The organism is Planomicrobium stackebrandtii (assembly GCF_030814955.1).
In the GTDB taxonomy this organism is placed as follows: domain Bacteria; phylum Bacillota; class Bacilli; order Bacillales_A; family Planococcaceae; genus Planococcus; species Planococcus stackebrandtii.
In genome coordinates, this window is record NZ_JAUSWB010000002.1 from 281351 (window position 1) to 296159 (window position 14809).

Genomic DNA, 14809 nt, shown 5'->3' on the forward strand with positions numbered 1-14809 from the left:
GTATGTTACTAGGGTAGTATAGAAAGTCAGAGGTGTTGAATGTGAATTACACAGCCTATTTGTGGGTGCTGCTGGCAGCCATCTTGTGGGGAACAACAGGTACAGCCCAATCTTTTTTTGAGGGTACAGCGCATCCATTGTCAATTGGCGCTTTCCGTTTGGCAATTGGTGGTTTTTCTTTGCTGATCTTTGTAATGGCGGCAAAAAAACTATCAGTGCGTTCGATTCCGTGGCCGGCAGCAACTTTTTCCGCTATCAGCATGGCATTGTTTCAGCCTTTATTTTTTTCGTCTGTCCAATTGACTGGAATTGCCATTGGAACAGTTGTAACAATCGGCAGTGCTCCTGTACTAACCGGTCTGATTGAATGGGCGGCGCTAAAGAAGAGACCGGACAGAGTGTGGGGCATCGCTACATTGCTGGCATTGGCGGGATGTGTCCTGCTATTTGCCAATAAAGGGCAGCAGCTGGTGGACCCGATAGGAATCGCTATGGCTCTTGGTGCTGGCATTTCTTTTGCGGTCTACGCGCTTGCAAGTAAAAATGTACTCAAAGCGATGGAACCGGTTTCTGCTGTTGCAGTAATTTTTTCACTAAGCGCCTGCTGTCTCCTGCCTTTTTTGTTGTTCTTCGACTTATCATACATAACCGTTTCAGGAAACTTATGGCTGCTCATTTATTTAGGGATCGGTGCGACAAGCTTATCGTATATTTGGTTTTCTTTTGGTTTAAAACAGATTCCTTCTTCTTCGGCAGTAACTTTGTCATTGGCGGAACCATTGACGGCAGCAATTTTGGGTGTGCTGGTAGTAGGAGAAGAGCTGAGCGTCCTTTCTTGGATTGGAGTAGGATTGCTCCTGTGCGGCATTATTGTATTGACGATGGCGAAGAGAAGAAAGCTGGCTTCTTAAAGATTTTTAACAGAACCGCTCACTGGTTGAGCGGTTTTTCATTGTCCGGGAGTTTATTTTCAGTAGAGTATGGGGATAGTAAATAAGATCTAAAAATTATAATAGGGGTTGAGTGTATGAACGATGTTGGAAATTCTTTCAGAGGAGTCGGCAATACGATCATTGATTACATTCCAAACGTTTTAGGCGCACTGTTGTTATTGCTTATTGCGTGGATTGTAGCGACGATTGTACGGGCGATCTTCACGAAAGGATTAAAAAAAGCAGGCGTGGACAAAGCAATGGTCAGAGGCCATATGGCAAAAACAAAAGAAGATGCAGACAGCAAACTGGATTCTATAGGAAAAATTCTTTATTACCTGATCTTCATTTTGTTTATTCCGAGTGTTTTGCAGACGCTTAATATGAATAATGTGGCACAGCCGATTTCAAATATGATGGACAAGTTATTGGCATTCCTGCCAAATCTTTTCATGGCCATCATTATTATCGTGATTGGCTACTTTGTAGCGAAGTTTGTAAAAAATCTTGTGTTCAGCCTTTTGGCAGCCATAAATATCGATAAGTGGTTCAACAAGATTACCAGCAAAACTGGCGGTACATCAACTGGTACTGCAAGAATGGATTCAAGTGACAAATCAACGCTTGCAAATGTTCTGGCTAACGTGGTCTTCGTCATCGTATTGATTCCGATTTTGACCATTGCATTGGAGACCTTAAATATTCGATCGATTTCTGAACCGATTGTCAATATGCTCAACCAGGTTCTGAATATGATCCCAAACATTTTTGTAGCGATCATTTTGATACTTGTAGGTGTCCTAATCGCTAAGTTTGTTGGAGATCTATTGATCAGCCTGTTGAACGGCACAGGCATCAACCGATTCTCGACTTACCTGAATCCGGACAAATCTAAAACACCAAGCTTTGATATTGCGAGCATCGTCGGCAAGGTAGTTCAGACAATTATCATTATCTTCTTTACTGTGGAGGCAATGAATGTACTGCAGCTTGATGTATTGAATGGCATTGGTGAAGCCATCATTGGCTACTTGCCGCTTCTTATCAGTTCACTGATTATTCTGGGCCTTGGACTCATCGGCGGCAGCTTGCTTGGGAACTATATCAAACAGTCTTCCGGCAACCGATTCCTTGGATCCATCGTGAAATACGCCATCATCATTATTGCCGTATTCATGACCTTGGACCAGTTGAACTTTGCAACAAACATTGTCAATCTGGCATTCCTTTTCATCATTGCCGGACTTGCAGTAGCGTTCGCTATTTCTTTTGGTATGGGCGGCCGCGAATTTGCGAAGCGCCAGCTTGAAAAGCTGGAAAAGAAAATGGAGCAAGAAAACGATAAGCCGAATCTATAAGTTTATCCATAAAATACCCCTCAGGCAGTCTGCTGTCCGAGGGGTATTTTGTGTTTAAAGTATTTGTGCATAATGAAATCACTTCAACTATATATGGGAACGAAAGAAGCCAATCTTTACCCTTCGCTTCGGCCGCTTTCGGCAGCTCTCCCACAAGAAAAGGGCACATGTCTTCTAGCTTGGCCACGCCCTTGGACGCGCGAGCGCTAAGTGAAGGGGTGGATTGAAAGTAATTTTATATTTTCCTACAGTATTCATAAAAGATAGAGAGCAAATCAGCAGAGACTCCTAAGGGAACAGCGCAGCGATGGAGCAACACATAAGAAATCGATTCGGTACAAAGCCTTAGGATCCGTGACGTCCTGTCGCGCCCACTGCATGATTTGGATCTTGCGGGCATGAAAATGGAGTTGATTTCCGGAATAGCAATAAGTGGAAATCAATAGTTCAATAAGTATAGTTTAAAAATAAAAGTATACTAGAATAGTGAAGTTTTTTTATTTATGTTTCGAGAATACACTCTTTATGCAAATTTGATTGATTTTTTTATAAAAAAGATCAGAGAAAATGAGTTGAATAAGCTTTCGTCAATATTTTAAATAATTTAAAAATTCGGTTGACTTGTTTTTATGCAAGCGGTTACAATCAAGACAGTTATCAATCATATAATAAAAAAGGGAGGAACTTTGGTTGAAACTGAGCGAACGCTCAGTTGGAGAAGAATAGCAATAGGAATCTAGTTGAAACGGGGGATTCGATGAAAGCGTACAAAAAAGAAGTGCAGTTTACAATTTGGATGACGGCCGCCTTTATCCTGGTAGGAAATGTAGGTCTGATTTTCTCTATCTTTCCGGTGGATGGCATGTTGTTTGGTTTCCCGGTCATGTATATTGTACCAATCTTGATGGGCTGGTTTGGGGTCTTCTTTTTGACAATTGTAGCTGGAAAAATCGGCAATCGGATTGATGATGAAATTGATAGTGAAAACGATGCGCTCGGAGTTTCCGACGAAGCAAAGGATGTGTAGGTAATGGAAGCACAAAACTGGCAATTATCCAATCCAATTCTTGGTTTAGCGGTCGTGGGAGCGACTTTTGTTCTGTTTTACGTCGTTGGATTTCTGTCCAACCGAAAAAGCGCCTCAGCTAAGGACTTATACATAGGCGGCGGGAATGTTGGTGCCTTCACAAATGGACTTGCGATGGCGGCAACTTACATGAGTTTGGCAACATTCCTGGGCATTACGGCGCTGATTCTTCAGCTGCAAGTGCCGTTCATTATGTTGTGGATCCAATTGATTCTGGCGATCCCGCTGATTACCATCATCTACGGCACAAGCCTGCGCCGGATGGGAGCTTTCTCTCCTACACATTTTATCCGTGACCGGTATGGAGTGACAGCATCGATTATAGCTGCTCTTTTCATGATTTTGGTATCTATCATGTATGCCTTGGGCCAGATGATCGGAATTGCAATTACCTTTGAAACTTTATTGGGTATTCCCTATTTAACCGGACTTTTTGTTTTTGGCATCATTATCGTCGGCTATATCACAATTGGGGGTATGGCAGGAGCGACAAACAACGCAGCAATCCAGATGGTCATCATCGCCTTGATGTTTATTCTGCCGCTTGGCGCAATCATGAAAGCGGTTGGAGCGACAGGCTGGTACTTCCCGCCTTTGTTCTATTCAGATATGGTCCCGGCGATGCTGGAGTCTTTGCCGACATTTTTTGATTACCAATTCTCTCCAAAATGGTATTTCTCCATTATTCCAGCTTTGACGATCGGAGCTTTGGGGCTTCCACATTTAGCGATGCGCGTCTACACCGCATCCAATCTGAAAAGTGCACGTTCAGCAATGGTCTGGTTCGCGTTCATTCTAGGGTTGGTGTTCTCAGCGACCTATGCAATGGGCTTTGTTGGTGTTTATGCAACGGCTACTCAAGGATTGGTCATTTCAGATGGGGATGCAGATAAACTGACCATCATCCTGAATCTGGTCTATAATCCGGAATGGGTGACAGCACTTGTTATTGCCGGTGCAATTTCTGCTGGACTTTCAACGCTAAGCGGTAATTTACTGGCGATTGGTGCCTTGATTTCGCAGGATATCATCGCTACCTTGAAGCCGAATATTCCTGAACGTTTAAGTTTGCGAATTGGCTTTATCGCAATTTTCGCAGGCGGCTTGGTCAGTATCCTATTGGCGATTGAACCGCCTGCCTTCCTGGTTGTGAGCATCCTCTGGGCATTCGGATTAGCGGGGGTCACGAACGCGCCGCTGATCATCGTAGGAGTATGGTGGAAAGAAGCCAATAAATTCGGCGCCATTGCCGCTTCTGTAGTCGGTGGTGCCATCTACATCATCGTATCGCCATTCGTATTCCCGAGTATCGTCTTGACGGGGCACGGAGTGACAGACGGAATGGGCTTGTCGGGTGCCATGCTTGCCGTGCCAATCAGCTTTATCCTGCTGATTGTCGTTTCTTACATCACCAACCGTATGCCTGGCCTTCAAAATAAACTGACCAAGCAATCGGATATTGAATTGATTGAACGCATCCACGGTTGGAAAGATATCAAATCATATCGCTATAACAGCACGATCGGCGCTGGAGTGACGGTAGTGGTTTCAGCTGCTATCGCGATATGGGCTTTAATGCCTTGGGGGATGTAAGGAATGAAAGAAAGGGTGAGTAAAATGGTCGGAAAAATGGTGGCATTAAATGATTCATCTTTTCGGTCATTTTTAGAATTGCCGAAAACCCAATGGATGAGCAACCTGCTGTTGTTCATCGTTGGCTTAGGCTATGGCGCGATTTCAATCGCGTCAAATGCCTCATACATAGCGAGTTTCGATTCAGCACTGCTGCAAAATTTCATTGTTCCTGCAATTTTCATCCTTTTCGGGATGCTGATGGCTTTTATCACAAAAATAGGTCTGGCACTGTTGCTTTGGGCGGGTTCAAGGGGACTAGGCGGAAAAGGGATGCTGCGTGACATCAATCGGGCAGTTCCGGTTGCGCTGCTGCCAGGCTTATTGGGCGCCCCGTACTTAGCGAATGCTGGAAACGGGCATCCGTTGGTTTATGTACTGCTGGCAGTTGGTCTGATCTGGATGTACCTGGTCTGTGCCAAAATTATTAAAACCACCCAAAACTTTTCTGCTGCTAAAGCTTATCTGGCGGCGTTAGCGGCATTCGTTTTTCTAGCGAGCGTCTACTACTTAATCATCCCGCCAGCGTGAAGAAAATAGATTGGAGGCTATCATATGGAATTCAAGGATTTAATTGCCCCGGAGCAGTATAACATCACTTCGGAGTTGGAGAAATACAAAGAAGAAAGTGACCGATTGGCGATTCGTTGGTTGGACGGCGAAGGCAATAGGGAAGATCTTTCGTACAAAGAACTGGTCGGTAAAATGAATCAATACGCACAGGCTTTGCTGAAGCTGGGCATTGAGAAAGGTGATCGCATGCTGATCATTCTTCCACGTATTCCAGAGGCCTATATTACGTATTTAGCTTGCCTGCGTGCTGGAATTGTCGCAATTCCATGCTCAGAGATGCTGCGAAAAAAAGACTTGATTTACCGAATGCACCATTCAGGCGCAAAAGGAGTGGTGGCACATTACAAAACCACCGCGGAAACCAACTCGATCGATGAACAGCTGGATGCGCTGAACAATAAATTGATCGTTGGCGGAATAGAAAAAGGCTGGCAATCTTTCGAAGAGCTGGCAGAAAAAGAATCGCCGGATTTCGACGCTGTTCCGACGCATCGTGAAGATACCGCATTCTTGTCTTATACATCCGGCACTACCGGCAATCCGAAAGGCGTGGTACACGTCCATGGGTGGGGCTATGCGCATGTGCGGACAGCTGCAACAAAATGGCTGGGCGTCCAAAGCGGCGACATGGTATGGGCCACTGCCGCCCCTGGTTGGCAAAAATGGATCTGGAGTCCATTCCTGTCGACGATTACACTTGGAGCAACGGCTTTTGTTTATAACGGACCTTTTGATGCCTTAAAATACTTGGATCTATTGAAGGAAGAAGATATTAATGTCCTTTGCTGTACACCGACAGAATATCGCATCATGGCGAAAGTGGAGAACCTGAGTTCACACAAACTGCCGGCATTGAGATCTGCAGTATCTGCAGGGGAACCCCTGAACCGGCAAGTTATTGAGGCATTCCAGCAGGCATTTGGCATCAACGTCCGCGACGGCTATGGCCAGACGGAAAACACTTTGCTTGTCGGAACGCTGCAGGAGATGGAAGTGAAACCGGGATCGATGGGCAAACCGACACCGGGCAATCCAGTGGATATCATAAATGATGAAGGAAAACCGACTGCTGTCGGAGAAGTTGGGGATATCGCCGTTCATCGTGATTGTCCGGCCCTATTCCGGGAATATTACCGTGATACTGAGCGGACCAAAGCGGCGTTCCGGGGAGATTGGTATTTAACCGGAGACCAGGCCACGCGTGATGAAGATGGCTATTTCTGGTTTGAAGGACGAAGTGATGACATTATCATCAGTTCGGGGTATACAATCGGACCTTTTGAAGTCGAGGATGCGCTCATGAAACATGCGGCCATTCAGGAATGTGCAGTTGTGGCAGCTCCGGATGAGATTCGCGGCAATATTGTCAAGGCTTATGTTGTACTCCGTAATCCAGACGATTTCCCAGACAAAGAAGCGTTAGTGAAACAGCTGCAGGATCACGTAAAGGAAATTACCGCACCTTATAAGTATCCGCGTGTCATCGAATTTTTGGATGAACTGCCGAAAACTGCTTCAGGCAAAATTCGGCGGGTTGAACTGCGAAAACTGAATGTCTAAGTAAAAATGCCGGACAGCATATAAGCTGTCCGGCATTTTTTTGGCTCTATTTAGGCGGCGAGATGAGTCGATGCTGAAAAGCATAAATGACTGCCTGTGTCCGGTCATGGACCTCCAGTTTTGCCAGGATGTTGCTGACATGCGTCTTGACTGTTTTTAAGGCGATGAATAATTGATCGGCGATTTCCTGGTTGGTCAATCCAGCAGCCAGCAGCAAAAGGATTTCCATCTCCCGGTCGGTCAGTTCATCGTGCAGGACGCGTTCATGGCGCATCTGTTTCATCATCTTAGTCATGACTTCGGGTTCGAGAACAGGCATACCATCCATGGTTTGGCGAATGGAGTCGGCAATCCGTGAGGCTTTTGACGTTTTCAATATGTAACTGACGGCTCCCGCTTGAAGAGCCGGATAGACTTTGTCATCGTCCAGGAAGCTGGTGACAATCATGATTTTCGCTTGCGGCCATTGGTCGATAATGGCTTTTGTCGCTTCCGCTCCATTCATGACCGGCATCACCATATCCATTAAAATCAGATCAGGCCGCAGCTCTAACGCCATTTCAACGGCTTCCTGGCCATTTGCTGCTTCACCGGCAACTTCCATGTCCTTTTGGGACTGGAGATAGGCGGAAACGCCAATACGTACCATTTCATGGTCATCCACTAATAAGATTCGAATCATGGGTTTTCTTCCTTTCAATCGGGACTTTTACTTCCACAATCGTTCCTTCAGAAGGGACCGATACAATTTTGCTGGTCGCGCCAATTTCGATGGCACGCTCTTCAATATGCTTCAGGCCATAGGAAGTCGATTTGGACTGTTCGCTTTCAAACCCAACACCGTTGTCCTGGATGCGCAAAATTGCGAAGTTATCGCGTTCGACAAACAGTATATGGACTTCAGTCGCTTTGGAATGGCGCAGCGTATTGGACAAAGTTTCCTGGGCAATACGGAACAGATGATCTTCAGCGCCTTTTTGCAAAGGAACTTCCTCCAATTTATGCTCGATCGTAAAATAGACTTTTTCCTTCAGTTCACTGACCAACTCAAACAGTCCTTGACGCAGGCTCTTATCATGCAAAGCAGCTGGGCGCAAATGCAGCAGCAATGCCCGCATTTCCAGCTGAGCCTGCTGGACCATCTTCTCAGTCTGCAATAATCCTGGCTGCACGTCCTCATTTTCGGTCATCGATGACAGCAGCATCGAAGCGGCGAAAAGCTGCTGGGAGACAGAATCGTGAAGTTCTCTGGCAAGACGTTGCCGTTCCATGATTAGCCGTTCCTGAATGATTTGATCCTGCGTTTCAGCCCGTTCATTGGCAATGCGGGTCAAGCTTTTGCGCTGCGATTCCAACAGTTTTTGCAGTTTTAGGATGGAATTGGACAAATTGTGCGGCAAGGTTTTCATTTGGGCAGCTTGGACAACCGTCTTGTCTTCGTTGCGCAGAAGGGCCTGAAAGATTTTTTCGATTTCCTGCACTTTAGAGCGTGACAGGGATTCGGTCCACCAGGAGATGCCGACGGACAGCGCAAGCATCAAAACAAGCAGCCAAATGCCCAACGGCAATCCGGCAATAAAATCTTCCCATAGAACAGACCAGCTGTTGACTGCCGGCAAGCCAAGCAATGCAAAAAGAATGCTGAAGACGATCAATGCGAAAAGCGATATAAAAAACAGGCTGCGCGGGAGGATTTGCCTCATCTGCGAATCACCTCGACATCCCCCATCCAAGTGGTTATGGAAACGACCAATTCGACCCTGTTGCCTTCATCTGTTGGATAGCCATCTTCAACGTGGATGGTGCCATTAAGAATGCGCTGGCTTTCTCCGTTGAAAAAACGGGCTTCTCCCAGCCATGTCGAATAATAGACGCGTACAGGAACTTCGTACGGCACTACGATTTGTACCTTTCCAAAACCCTGCCGGATGGAAATGAGCGAAGTTTTTTTCGGCAGCACGGTGTGAGTAGTATCCACCAGAATATCGCCGATAAACCCTTGCACATGAATGTCTTTCCATTCATAAGATTCGATTGGCGTACTTTGGGCGGCCATCACTTTGTTCTGAATCAAGCCTTTATCGGTGGAGCCGTACAAAGGCGCTGTCTGCAGCCACTCTTCACCTTTCCATAGGCGGAGCAGAAGGTAAATGGCCAGCCCAAAAACCATCAGCCTCAAACTCCACATCGACAAAATGGAAACGCCGATAAGAAAGGCACCCGTCCAAAAATAAGAACGGCGGTATTTGACGTTATTTCTCAGAGCATAGTAAATTGTTCCGATACCAAGAAGGATCAAAAACACGCTGCCGTTTCCGAAAAAGGCAGCTTCGACGAATATTAGTAATAAAGCGCTCAGCAGGAAAAATGCTTGTCTGTTTGTTGTAAAGTGCTGCATGGCTTTTGCCTCCTTCTTTGTATCAGAAAAAATGAGAAGAAGAAAACTTCTTCTCACTCCAGTTTAAACAATTTCCTTTTGGTTTGCGCTGTTTTTTTCTAAAGATTCCAGACGTCGTTCCATTGCTGAACGTTCGTGCCGTTCTTCAACTTTAGCGCCAAGTGTTGTAATGTAGGACGCCATGTCGTCAAAAGAGCCAATGCGTTCGGCAACAAGTTCCGGACTCAATACTTTATCCATCTGATGATGGGCGCGCGTTGCATTTTCCTTGCCCATCAGTTGAAGCTGTTTCACTTTCATGTCTTTCACTTTATGTTTCATTTCTTCGTAGCGGTGTTCCAGGCCGGTCAGTTCAGCAATGTTTTCATCCAAGTTGTTCTGCAGCGCTGCAACCCGGGCAGCATAAGCGTCGACTTCCATAGCGGCAAAGTCAGCAAGGTCGGCTTCGCCTGAGGACTGTGCCAGGTTCAACTGATTTTGGCGCTTATCGAGCATAGCGGAAGCTTCAGTCAGTTCTTTCTCCAGCTTACCATTCAGCTGAGCTTGGCGCTCCACCCATTTTCCGGTAGCGGTGGTCTGATTTTCTGCTTCTGTGATGTATCGGTTCAACAAAGCGAGTGGATTTTTTTCCTCTTTTTTTGCGACGACAGCATCCAAGTCGGTTGCCACGGCAAATTTGAAACGGTCCCATAAAGTTGTCATTGTTGTTTCCCCCTTATTTGTTTAGTTTGTTCCATTGCTGTTCAAAATTCGTAAATGGATCGCTTTCTTTTACTGCTGTGACCGAAACGCTTTGGCCATTCCATTGGCGATAGATCATCCACAGAGCGGCAAGGGCAGCGACGCCGATCAAAGCCGGCACATTGGAGATGGCTGCAAGTCCACCAAGGACTCCCACAAAAGCCCACCAAAATTTTGCCAATGCCGAGATGCTTCTTAAGTAGTAATGCACCCCTGCGTAGACGACTAGTAGTGATACTGCCAAGCCAATGATGGGTCCCAAATTGGAAAGGGCGACGATTCCGGCAATGATGCCGAGGGTGATTAACCAAAACTTGTTCATATTGTTTTCCTCCTCTCAATTTCTAACCTAATCATACTAAGCGGACGTATTTTTCAATACGGTCTCTGACTGCATCTTTTACTAGGACCTGGGGCGTAGAACCATCTACAGCCGTTCAATCGGGAACTGTGGATTTTCAAGAGTTCAGTTGCGCAGATTTTACAAATAGAATGCTATAATATTTTTTACCACATTGAAAACATTGAACCCTTCATATATGGTCCATCTTAAAAGAAGAAAGAGGCGCTTTTTCTATGAAACTATTTGCAGGCATCGGTGGTGCCTTACTGATTTATACAACGCTGGTTACATACCTTGGCTGGACGGTATATTCCTGGCTGAACAGTTTTGCTGACGGTCTGAATCCATGGCTTTTTACAGCTTTTTGGCTGATTCTCGCCTTTAGCTATATCATTGGGCGAATCGGCCATAGATGGCTTGGCTTTACGATTCTCGGTTCGTATTGGTTTGCATTTTTACAGTATGCCGTTTTGCTGATTCCTGTGGCGAATATCATTGTGCTGCTGGTGGATTTTCAAGATGATCTGTTCTTGATCGGTTGTGCGGTGGCAGTGATTTTGCTGTTGCTGTTCTTCGTTGGAACGTATTTGGCCTATAGTCCCGTTGTCCGCAAGTTGGAAGTTACAGTCGACGGGGAAGCGGCGGAGCCTCTGCATATGGTGATCGGTTCCGATTTTCACTTAGGTGTTTTATCGGGCAAGAACCATTTGAAGCGTTTCGTGGAAAAGACCAATGCACTTGATCCGGATGTTATTTTTTTAGCAGGCGATCTGGTGGATGATGACCCGATTTGGTATGCACGCTACGGCATGGGGGAAGTTATGGAACAGCTTAAGCCTCGACTTGGTGTATACGGTGTTTTAGGAAATCATGAATATTACGGGAAGAAAATCTCTTTATTGGTTCGGCTGATGGAAAAATCGGGTGTAAATATCCTGAGAGATGAAACTATTCTGGTGGCAAATCGTTTCTATTTGACGGGGCGTGAAGACCGGACGAACGGAAACCGGCATTCGCTTCTTGATTTACAGCCGGTAAAAGGCAAATTGCCATGGATTGTGATGGACCATACACCATCCGATTTAAAAACGCCGGCCGAACTAGGAGCGGATTTTCATATGTCCGGACACACTCATAAAGGTCAAATGTGGCCAAATCGTTTGTTGACCAAAAAGATTTTTGAATTGGATTATGGGTATCGGTTGATAGAAAAAACCCATTTTGTGGTGTCTTCAGGATTTGGTTTTTGGGGACCGCCGCTGCGTATCGGCAGCCGTTCTGAATTGTGGTCGGTCACAATGAGATTCCGGCCGACTTCTTAAAAGGAGAGTTTACATGGAAGATTGGATTGTTTCAGTGATGTCGGAGTATGGCTATTTCGGCATATTCCTGCTTATTATGCTCGAGAATGTGTTTCCGCCGATTCCATCAGAAGTGATTTTGACGGTTGGAGGCTTTATGACAACGACGACGACTATGACCATACCGGGAGTAATATTGGCATCAACCGCTGGCTCAGTTTTTGGAGCAGTCATATTGTACGGCGTCGGCTTGCTGCTGGATGTTGAACGGCTGGAGAGAATCATCGACAAGTACGGGCGCTGGCTGCGTGTGAAAAAGACGGATATACATAAAGCGGATGCCTGGTTTGATCGCTTTGGCGTTTGGACAGTGTTTTTTGGCCGCTTGATCCCTTTGGTGCGCAGCCTGATTTCCATTCCTGCCGGTATGTCGAACATGAAATTTTGGCTGTTTATAAGCTTTACCACACTCGGTACGCTGTTATGGAATACCGTCTTGGTGTTTGTCGGCGAAGCGGTGGGCGAGAACAGAGAACAGATTATGCATCAAATGGAGCTCTATTCCAATATGGTCTATGCCTTGATTGTTTTATTGGCGATAGCTGCTGTCTGGTATTATTTCAAAAAAATAAGAGTGCGGAACTAACAGGAAACTGCTGGCAATTGCCGGCAGTTTTTTAAGTTGTTATAATTATGGAATAATAAAGGATGGAGGATGTCTATGAAGCCGATCGTATTTATCACACAAAAACTGCCGGATCAGGCAATAGCTGGACTGAAAGAACTATATGAAGTCCGGATGTGGCCAGAAGAAGATACCCCCGCACCACGTGAAAAATTGCTTGAAGAAGCAAAAGAAGCGCATGCGCTCTGGACCATGCTGTCCGATCAGATAGACAGCGAAGTGTTTGAAGCTGCCCCCAACTTGAAGATTGTCACGAATCTTGCTGTGGGCCACAACAACATCGATTTGGAAGCGGCACGCAAACACCACGTGACGGTTACCAATACGCCCGATGTGTTGACGGAATCCACGGCAGATCTGACTTTTGCTTTATTATTGGCTACAGCTCGCCGAATCATCGAAGCGGAGAAAACAGTACGTTCGGGAGAATGGAAATCCTGGACGCCGATGGGCATGGCCGGACAAAATGTTGGAGGCGCCACACTCGGCATCATCGGCATGGGACGGATAGGTGAAGCAGTGGCCCGCCGTGCCCAAGGCTTTGGAATGGATGTGCTGTATCATAACCGCACCCGGAGAAGCCTGGAAGACGTGCGTTATGCCGGATTCGAGGAATTATTGAAGATTTCGGATTATGTGGTGATTTTGACGCCGTTGACACCGGAAACAAAAGGGATGATCGGCGCAGACGAACTGGCATTGATGAAAGAGACTGCCTGTCTGATTAACGTGGCAAGAGGCGGCATCGTTGACGAAATCGCGTTATACGAAGCGTTGAAAGATAAAAAAATCTGGGGAGCCGGCTTGGATGTTTTTGAACAGGAACCGGTTCCGCTTGACCATCCGCTGCTGACGCTGCCGAATGTGACGGTATTGCCGCATATTGGCAGCGCAACGATCCAAACACGCTTGGAGATGATGGCACTGAATGCCGAAGCGATCAAAGCTTGTCTGGAAAACCGATCGGTAAAAAACAGAGTCTGCTGAATGGCGGAGAAAAGGCGGCTGCGGGTGCAGCTGCCTTTTTGGTATATGGTAAAAGCCAGTGAAAGATCTAGAAAATGGGTTTATCGGGAATCCTGCCGCTTTCCTTTTTGGCTGGAGTTGTAGTTTAGCGTTATTTATTGTAAAATGATTGAGGTTTTTGCTGCCTTTTCTGGTGCAGAAACAAATTGAGAAATAGGAGGTATGATTCATGCAAAATCATACACACAACGTATTACTATACTATCTATATACACCGATTGAAGATCCGGAGGTTTTTGCAGCTGAACATTTGGCGGCATGCAAAGAGCTTGAGCTGAAAGGACGCATCCTTGTTTCCGAAGAAGGAATCAATGGCACGTGTTCTGGAACCACCGAACAGACAGAAGCTTATATGGAACTGTTGAAAAACGACCCGCGCTTCTCGGACATCGTTTTCAAAATTGATGCCGCTGAAGGCCATGCATTCAAAAAAATGCACGTCCGTGCGAAAAAAGAAATCGTTCACCTTGGGCTTGAAGAAGACATCAACCCGAACGAACTGACAGGCACTTATTTAGAGCCGGTAGAATTTTACAAACAGATGCAGGAACAGGACACTATTGTCTTGGATGCACGAAATGATTACGAATACGATCTTGGCCATTTCCGCAACTCGGTCCGTCCAGATATCGAAAATTTCCGCGACTTGCCGGAATGGATCCGTGACAATAAAGAACAATTTGAAGGCAAGAAAATTTTGACGTATTGTACAGGCGGCATCCGCTGTGAAAAATTCTCAGGCTGGCTGAAAAAAGAAGGCTTCGAGGACGTTGCCCAATTACACGGCGGCATTGTAACATACGGTAAAGACCCTGAAGTAAAAGGGGACCTATGGGACGGCCAATTATACGTATTTGATGAGCGCATTGCCGTACCGGTGAACCAGTTGGAGCATACAATTGTCGGTAAAGACCACTTTACAGGCGAACCTTGCGAACGCTACGTAAACTGCGCAAATCCTGAATGCAATGCGAAAATCCTGGCTTCTGAAGAAAACGAGCACAAGTACATGCGCTCATGTTCAGATGAATGCCGCGAGCACCCGCGCAACCGCTATGCCTTTGAGCATGGCTTGACTGGGGAAGATGTACAGGCACGTTTGGATGCGTTGAAAGAAACGACAACAATCTAATACAAAAACGCCTCCATATATTTGGAGGCGTTTTTGTATTG

General features: G+C 46.0%; 15 protein-coding genes. 10 read left to right on the forward strand and 5 right to left on the reverse strand.

Annotation, left to right across the window (positions count from 1 at the left end; genetic code table 11):
* Positions 1–41 precede the first annotated feature (41 nt).
* From QOZ98_RS04975 to mbcS, 6 genes are all read left to right on the forward strand, one after another.
* On the forward strand, positions 42–911 hold the full coding sequence (locus tag QOZ98_RS04975) for a DMT family transporter (RefSeq protein ID WP_308786393.1): 870 nt from the start codon (positions 42–44) through the stop codon (positions 909–911).
* Between the two features lie 116 nt (positions 912–1027).
* A complete protein-coding gene (locus tag QOZ98_RS04980) occupies positions 1028–2290 on the forward strand; it encodes a mechanosensitive ion channel (RefSeq protein ID WP_308786394.1) in 1263 nt (420 codons plus the stop codon).
* A 757-nt stretch (positions 2291–3047) separates the two neighbouring features.
* A complete protein-coding gene (locus QOZ98_RS04985) occupies positions 3048–3317 on the forward strand; it encodes a hypothetical protein (protein WP_142827016.1) in 270 nt (89 codons plus the stop codon).
* A 3-nt stretch (positions 3318–3320) separates the two neighbouring features.
* A complete protein-coding gene (locus QOZ98_RS04990) occupies positions 3321–4970 on the forward strand; it encodes a solute symporter family protein (protein WP_308786395.1) in 1650 nt (549 codons plus the stop codon).
* A 3-nt stretch (positions 4971–4973) separates the two neighbouring features.
* Positions 4974–5540 carry a YIP1 family protein gene (locus QOZ98_RS04995; protein ID WP_308786396.1) on the forward strand — a complete coding sequence of 189 codons (567 nt, stop codon included), beginning with the start codon at positions 4974–4976 and terminating at the stop codon, positions 5538–5540.
* Positions 5541–5564: 24 nt separating this feature from the next.
* Positions 5565–7142: an acyl-CoA synthetase MbcS gene (gene mbcS / locus QOZ98_RS05000; protein WP_308786397.1), complete on the forward strand. Its 1578-nt coding sequence runs from the start codon at positions 5565–5567 to the stop codon at positions 7140–7142.
* Positions 7143–7188: 46 nt separating this feature from the next.
* Here mbcS and QOZ98_RS05005 read toward each other — a convergent pair whose 3' ends face one another.
* From QOZ98_RS05005 to QOZ98_RS05025, 5 genes are all read right to left on the reverse strand, one after another.
* Positions 7189–7824: a response regulator transcription factor gene (locus QOZ98_RS05005; protein ID WP_308786398.1), complete on the reverse strand. Its 636-nt coding sequence runs from the start codon at positions 7822–7824 to the stop codon at positions 7189–7191.
* The gene (locus QOZ98_RS05010; protein ID WP_142827021.1) at positions 7799–8845 is read right to left on the reverse strand and encodes a sensor histidine kinase; all 1047 of its coding nucleotides are present in this window, start codon (positions 8843–8845) and stop codon (positions 7799–7801) included. The genes QOZ98_RS05005 and QOZ98_RS05010 overlap by 26 nt, the downstream gene beginning before the upstream one ends.
* On the reverse strand, positions 8842–9540 hold the full coding sequence (liaF, locus tag QOZ98_RS05015) for a cell wall-active antibiotics response protein LiaF (protein WP_308786399.1): 699 nt from the start codon (positions 9538–9540) through the stop codon (positions 8842–8844). The genes QOZ98_RS05010 and liaF overlap by 4 nt, the downstream gene beginning before the upstream one ends.
* Positions 9541–9603: 63 nt before the next feature.
* Entirely contained in the window at positions 9604–10242 is a 639-nt protein-coding gene (locus tag QOZ98_RS05020; protein WP_308786400.1) for a PspA/IM30 family protein, read from the reverse strand.
* A gap of 13 nt (positions 10243–10255) precedes the next feature.
* A complete protein-coding gene (locus QOZ98_RS05025; protein ID WP_308786401.1) occupies positions 10256–10603 on the reverse strand; it encodes a lmo0954 family membrane protein in 348 nt (115 codons plus the stop codon).
* A gap of 254 nt (positions 10604–10857) precedes the next feature.
* Here QOZ98_RS05025 and QOZ98_RS05030 point away from each other — a divergent pair, with 254 nt between their 5' ends.
* The 4 genes from QOZ98_RS05030 to trhO all read left to right on the forward strand — a co-directional run bounded on the left by QOZ98_RS05030 (position 10858) and on the right by trhO (position 14768).
* A complete protein-coding gene (locus QOZ98_RS05030) occupies positions 10858–11946 on the forward strand; it encodes a metallophosphoesterase (protein WP_308786402.1) in 1089 nt (362 codons plus the stop codon).
* A 13-nt stretch (positions 11947–11959) separates the two neighbouring features.
* Positions 11960–12571, forward strand: coding sequence for a DedA family protein (locus QOZ98_RS05035; protein WP_308786403.1), 612 nt, complete (start codon positions 11960–11962; stop codon positions 12569–12571).
* A 75-nt stretch (positions 12572–12646) separates the two neighbouring features.
* Positions 12647–13597: a 2-hydroxyacid dehydrogenase gene (locus QOZ98_RS05040; protein WP_308786404.1), complete on the forward strand. Its 951-nt coding sequence runs from the start codon at positions 12647–12649 to the stop codon at positions 13595–13597.
* A gap of 208 nt (positions 13598–13805) precedes the next feature.
* Complete coding sequence (gene trhO / locus QOZ98_RS05045; RefSeq protein ID WP_308786405.1) at positions 13806–14768, forward strand: oxygen-dependent tRNA uridine(34) hydroxylase TrhO; 963 nt, start codon at positions 13806–13808, stop codon at positions 14766–14768.
* Positions 14769–14809 lie beyond the last annotated feature (41 nt).

Excerpts from the sequence above, each read along its gene's own strand:
- QOZ98_RS04980 (WP_308786394.1), top strand. The coding sequence starts at position 1,028 with ATGAACGATGTTGGAAATTCTTTCAGAGGAGTCGGCAATACGATCATT.
- QOZ98_RS04985 (WP_142827016.1), top strand. The coding sequence starts at position 3,048 with ATGAAAGCGTACAAAAAAGAAGTGCAGTTTACAATTTGGATGACGGCC.
- QOZ98_RS04990 (WP_308786395.1), top strand. The coding sequence starts at position 3,321 with ATGGAAGCACAAAACTGGCAATTATCCAATCCAATTCTTGGTTTAGCG.
- QOZ98_RS04995 (WP_308786396.1), top strand. The coding sequence starts at position 4,974 with ATGAAAGAAAGGGTGAGTAAAATGGTCGGAAAAATGGTGGCATTAAAT.
- mbcS (WP_308786397.1), top strand. The coding sequence starts at position 5,565 with ATGGAATTCAAGGATTTAATTGCCCCGGAGCAGTATAACATCACTTCG.
- QOZ98_RS05005 (WP_308786398.1), bottom strand. The coding sequence starts at position 7,824 with ATGATTCGAATCTTATTAGTGGATGACCATGAAATGGTACGTATTGGC.
- QOZ98_RS05010 (WP_142827021.1), bottom strand. The coding sequence starts at position 8,845 with ATGAGGCAAATCCTCCCGCGCAGCCTGTTTTTTATATCGCTTTTCGCA.
- liaF (WP_308786399.1), bottom strand. The coding sequence starts at position 9,540 with ATGCAGCACTTTACAACAAACAGACAAGCATTTTTCCTGCTGAGCGCT.
- QOZ98_RS05020 (WP_308786400.1), bottom strand. The coding sequence starts at position 10,242 with ATGACAACTTTATGGGACCGTTTCAAATTTGCCGTGGCAACCGACTTG.
- QOZ98_RS05025 (WP_308786401.1), bottom strand. The coding sequence starts at position 10,603 with ATGAACAAGTTTTGGTTAATCACCCTCGGCATCATTGCCGGAATCGTC.
- QOZ98_RS05030 (WP_308786402.1), top strand. The coding sequence starts at position 10,858 with ATGAAACTATTTGCAGGCATCGGTGGTGCCTTACTGATTTATACAACG.
- QOZ98_RS05035 (WP_308786403.1), top strand. The coding sequence starts at position 11,960 with ATGGAAGATTGGATTGTTTCAGTGATGTCGGAGTATGGCTATTTCGGC.
- QOZ98_RS05040 (WP_308786404.1), top strand. The coding sequence starts at position 12,647 with ATGAAGCCGATCGTATTTATCACACAAAAACTGCCGGATCAGGCAATA.
- trhO (WP_308786405.1), top strand. The coding sequence starts at position 13,806 with ATGCAAAATCATACACACAACGTATTACTATACTATCTATATACACCG.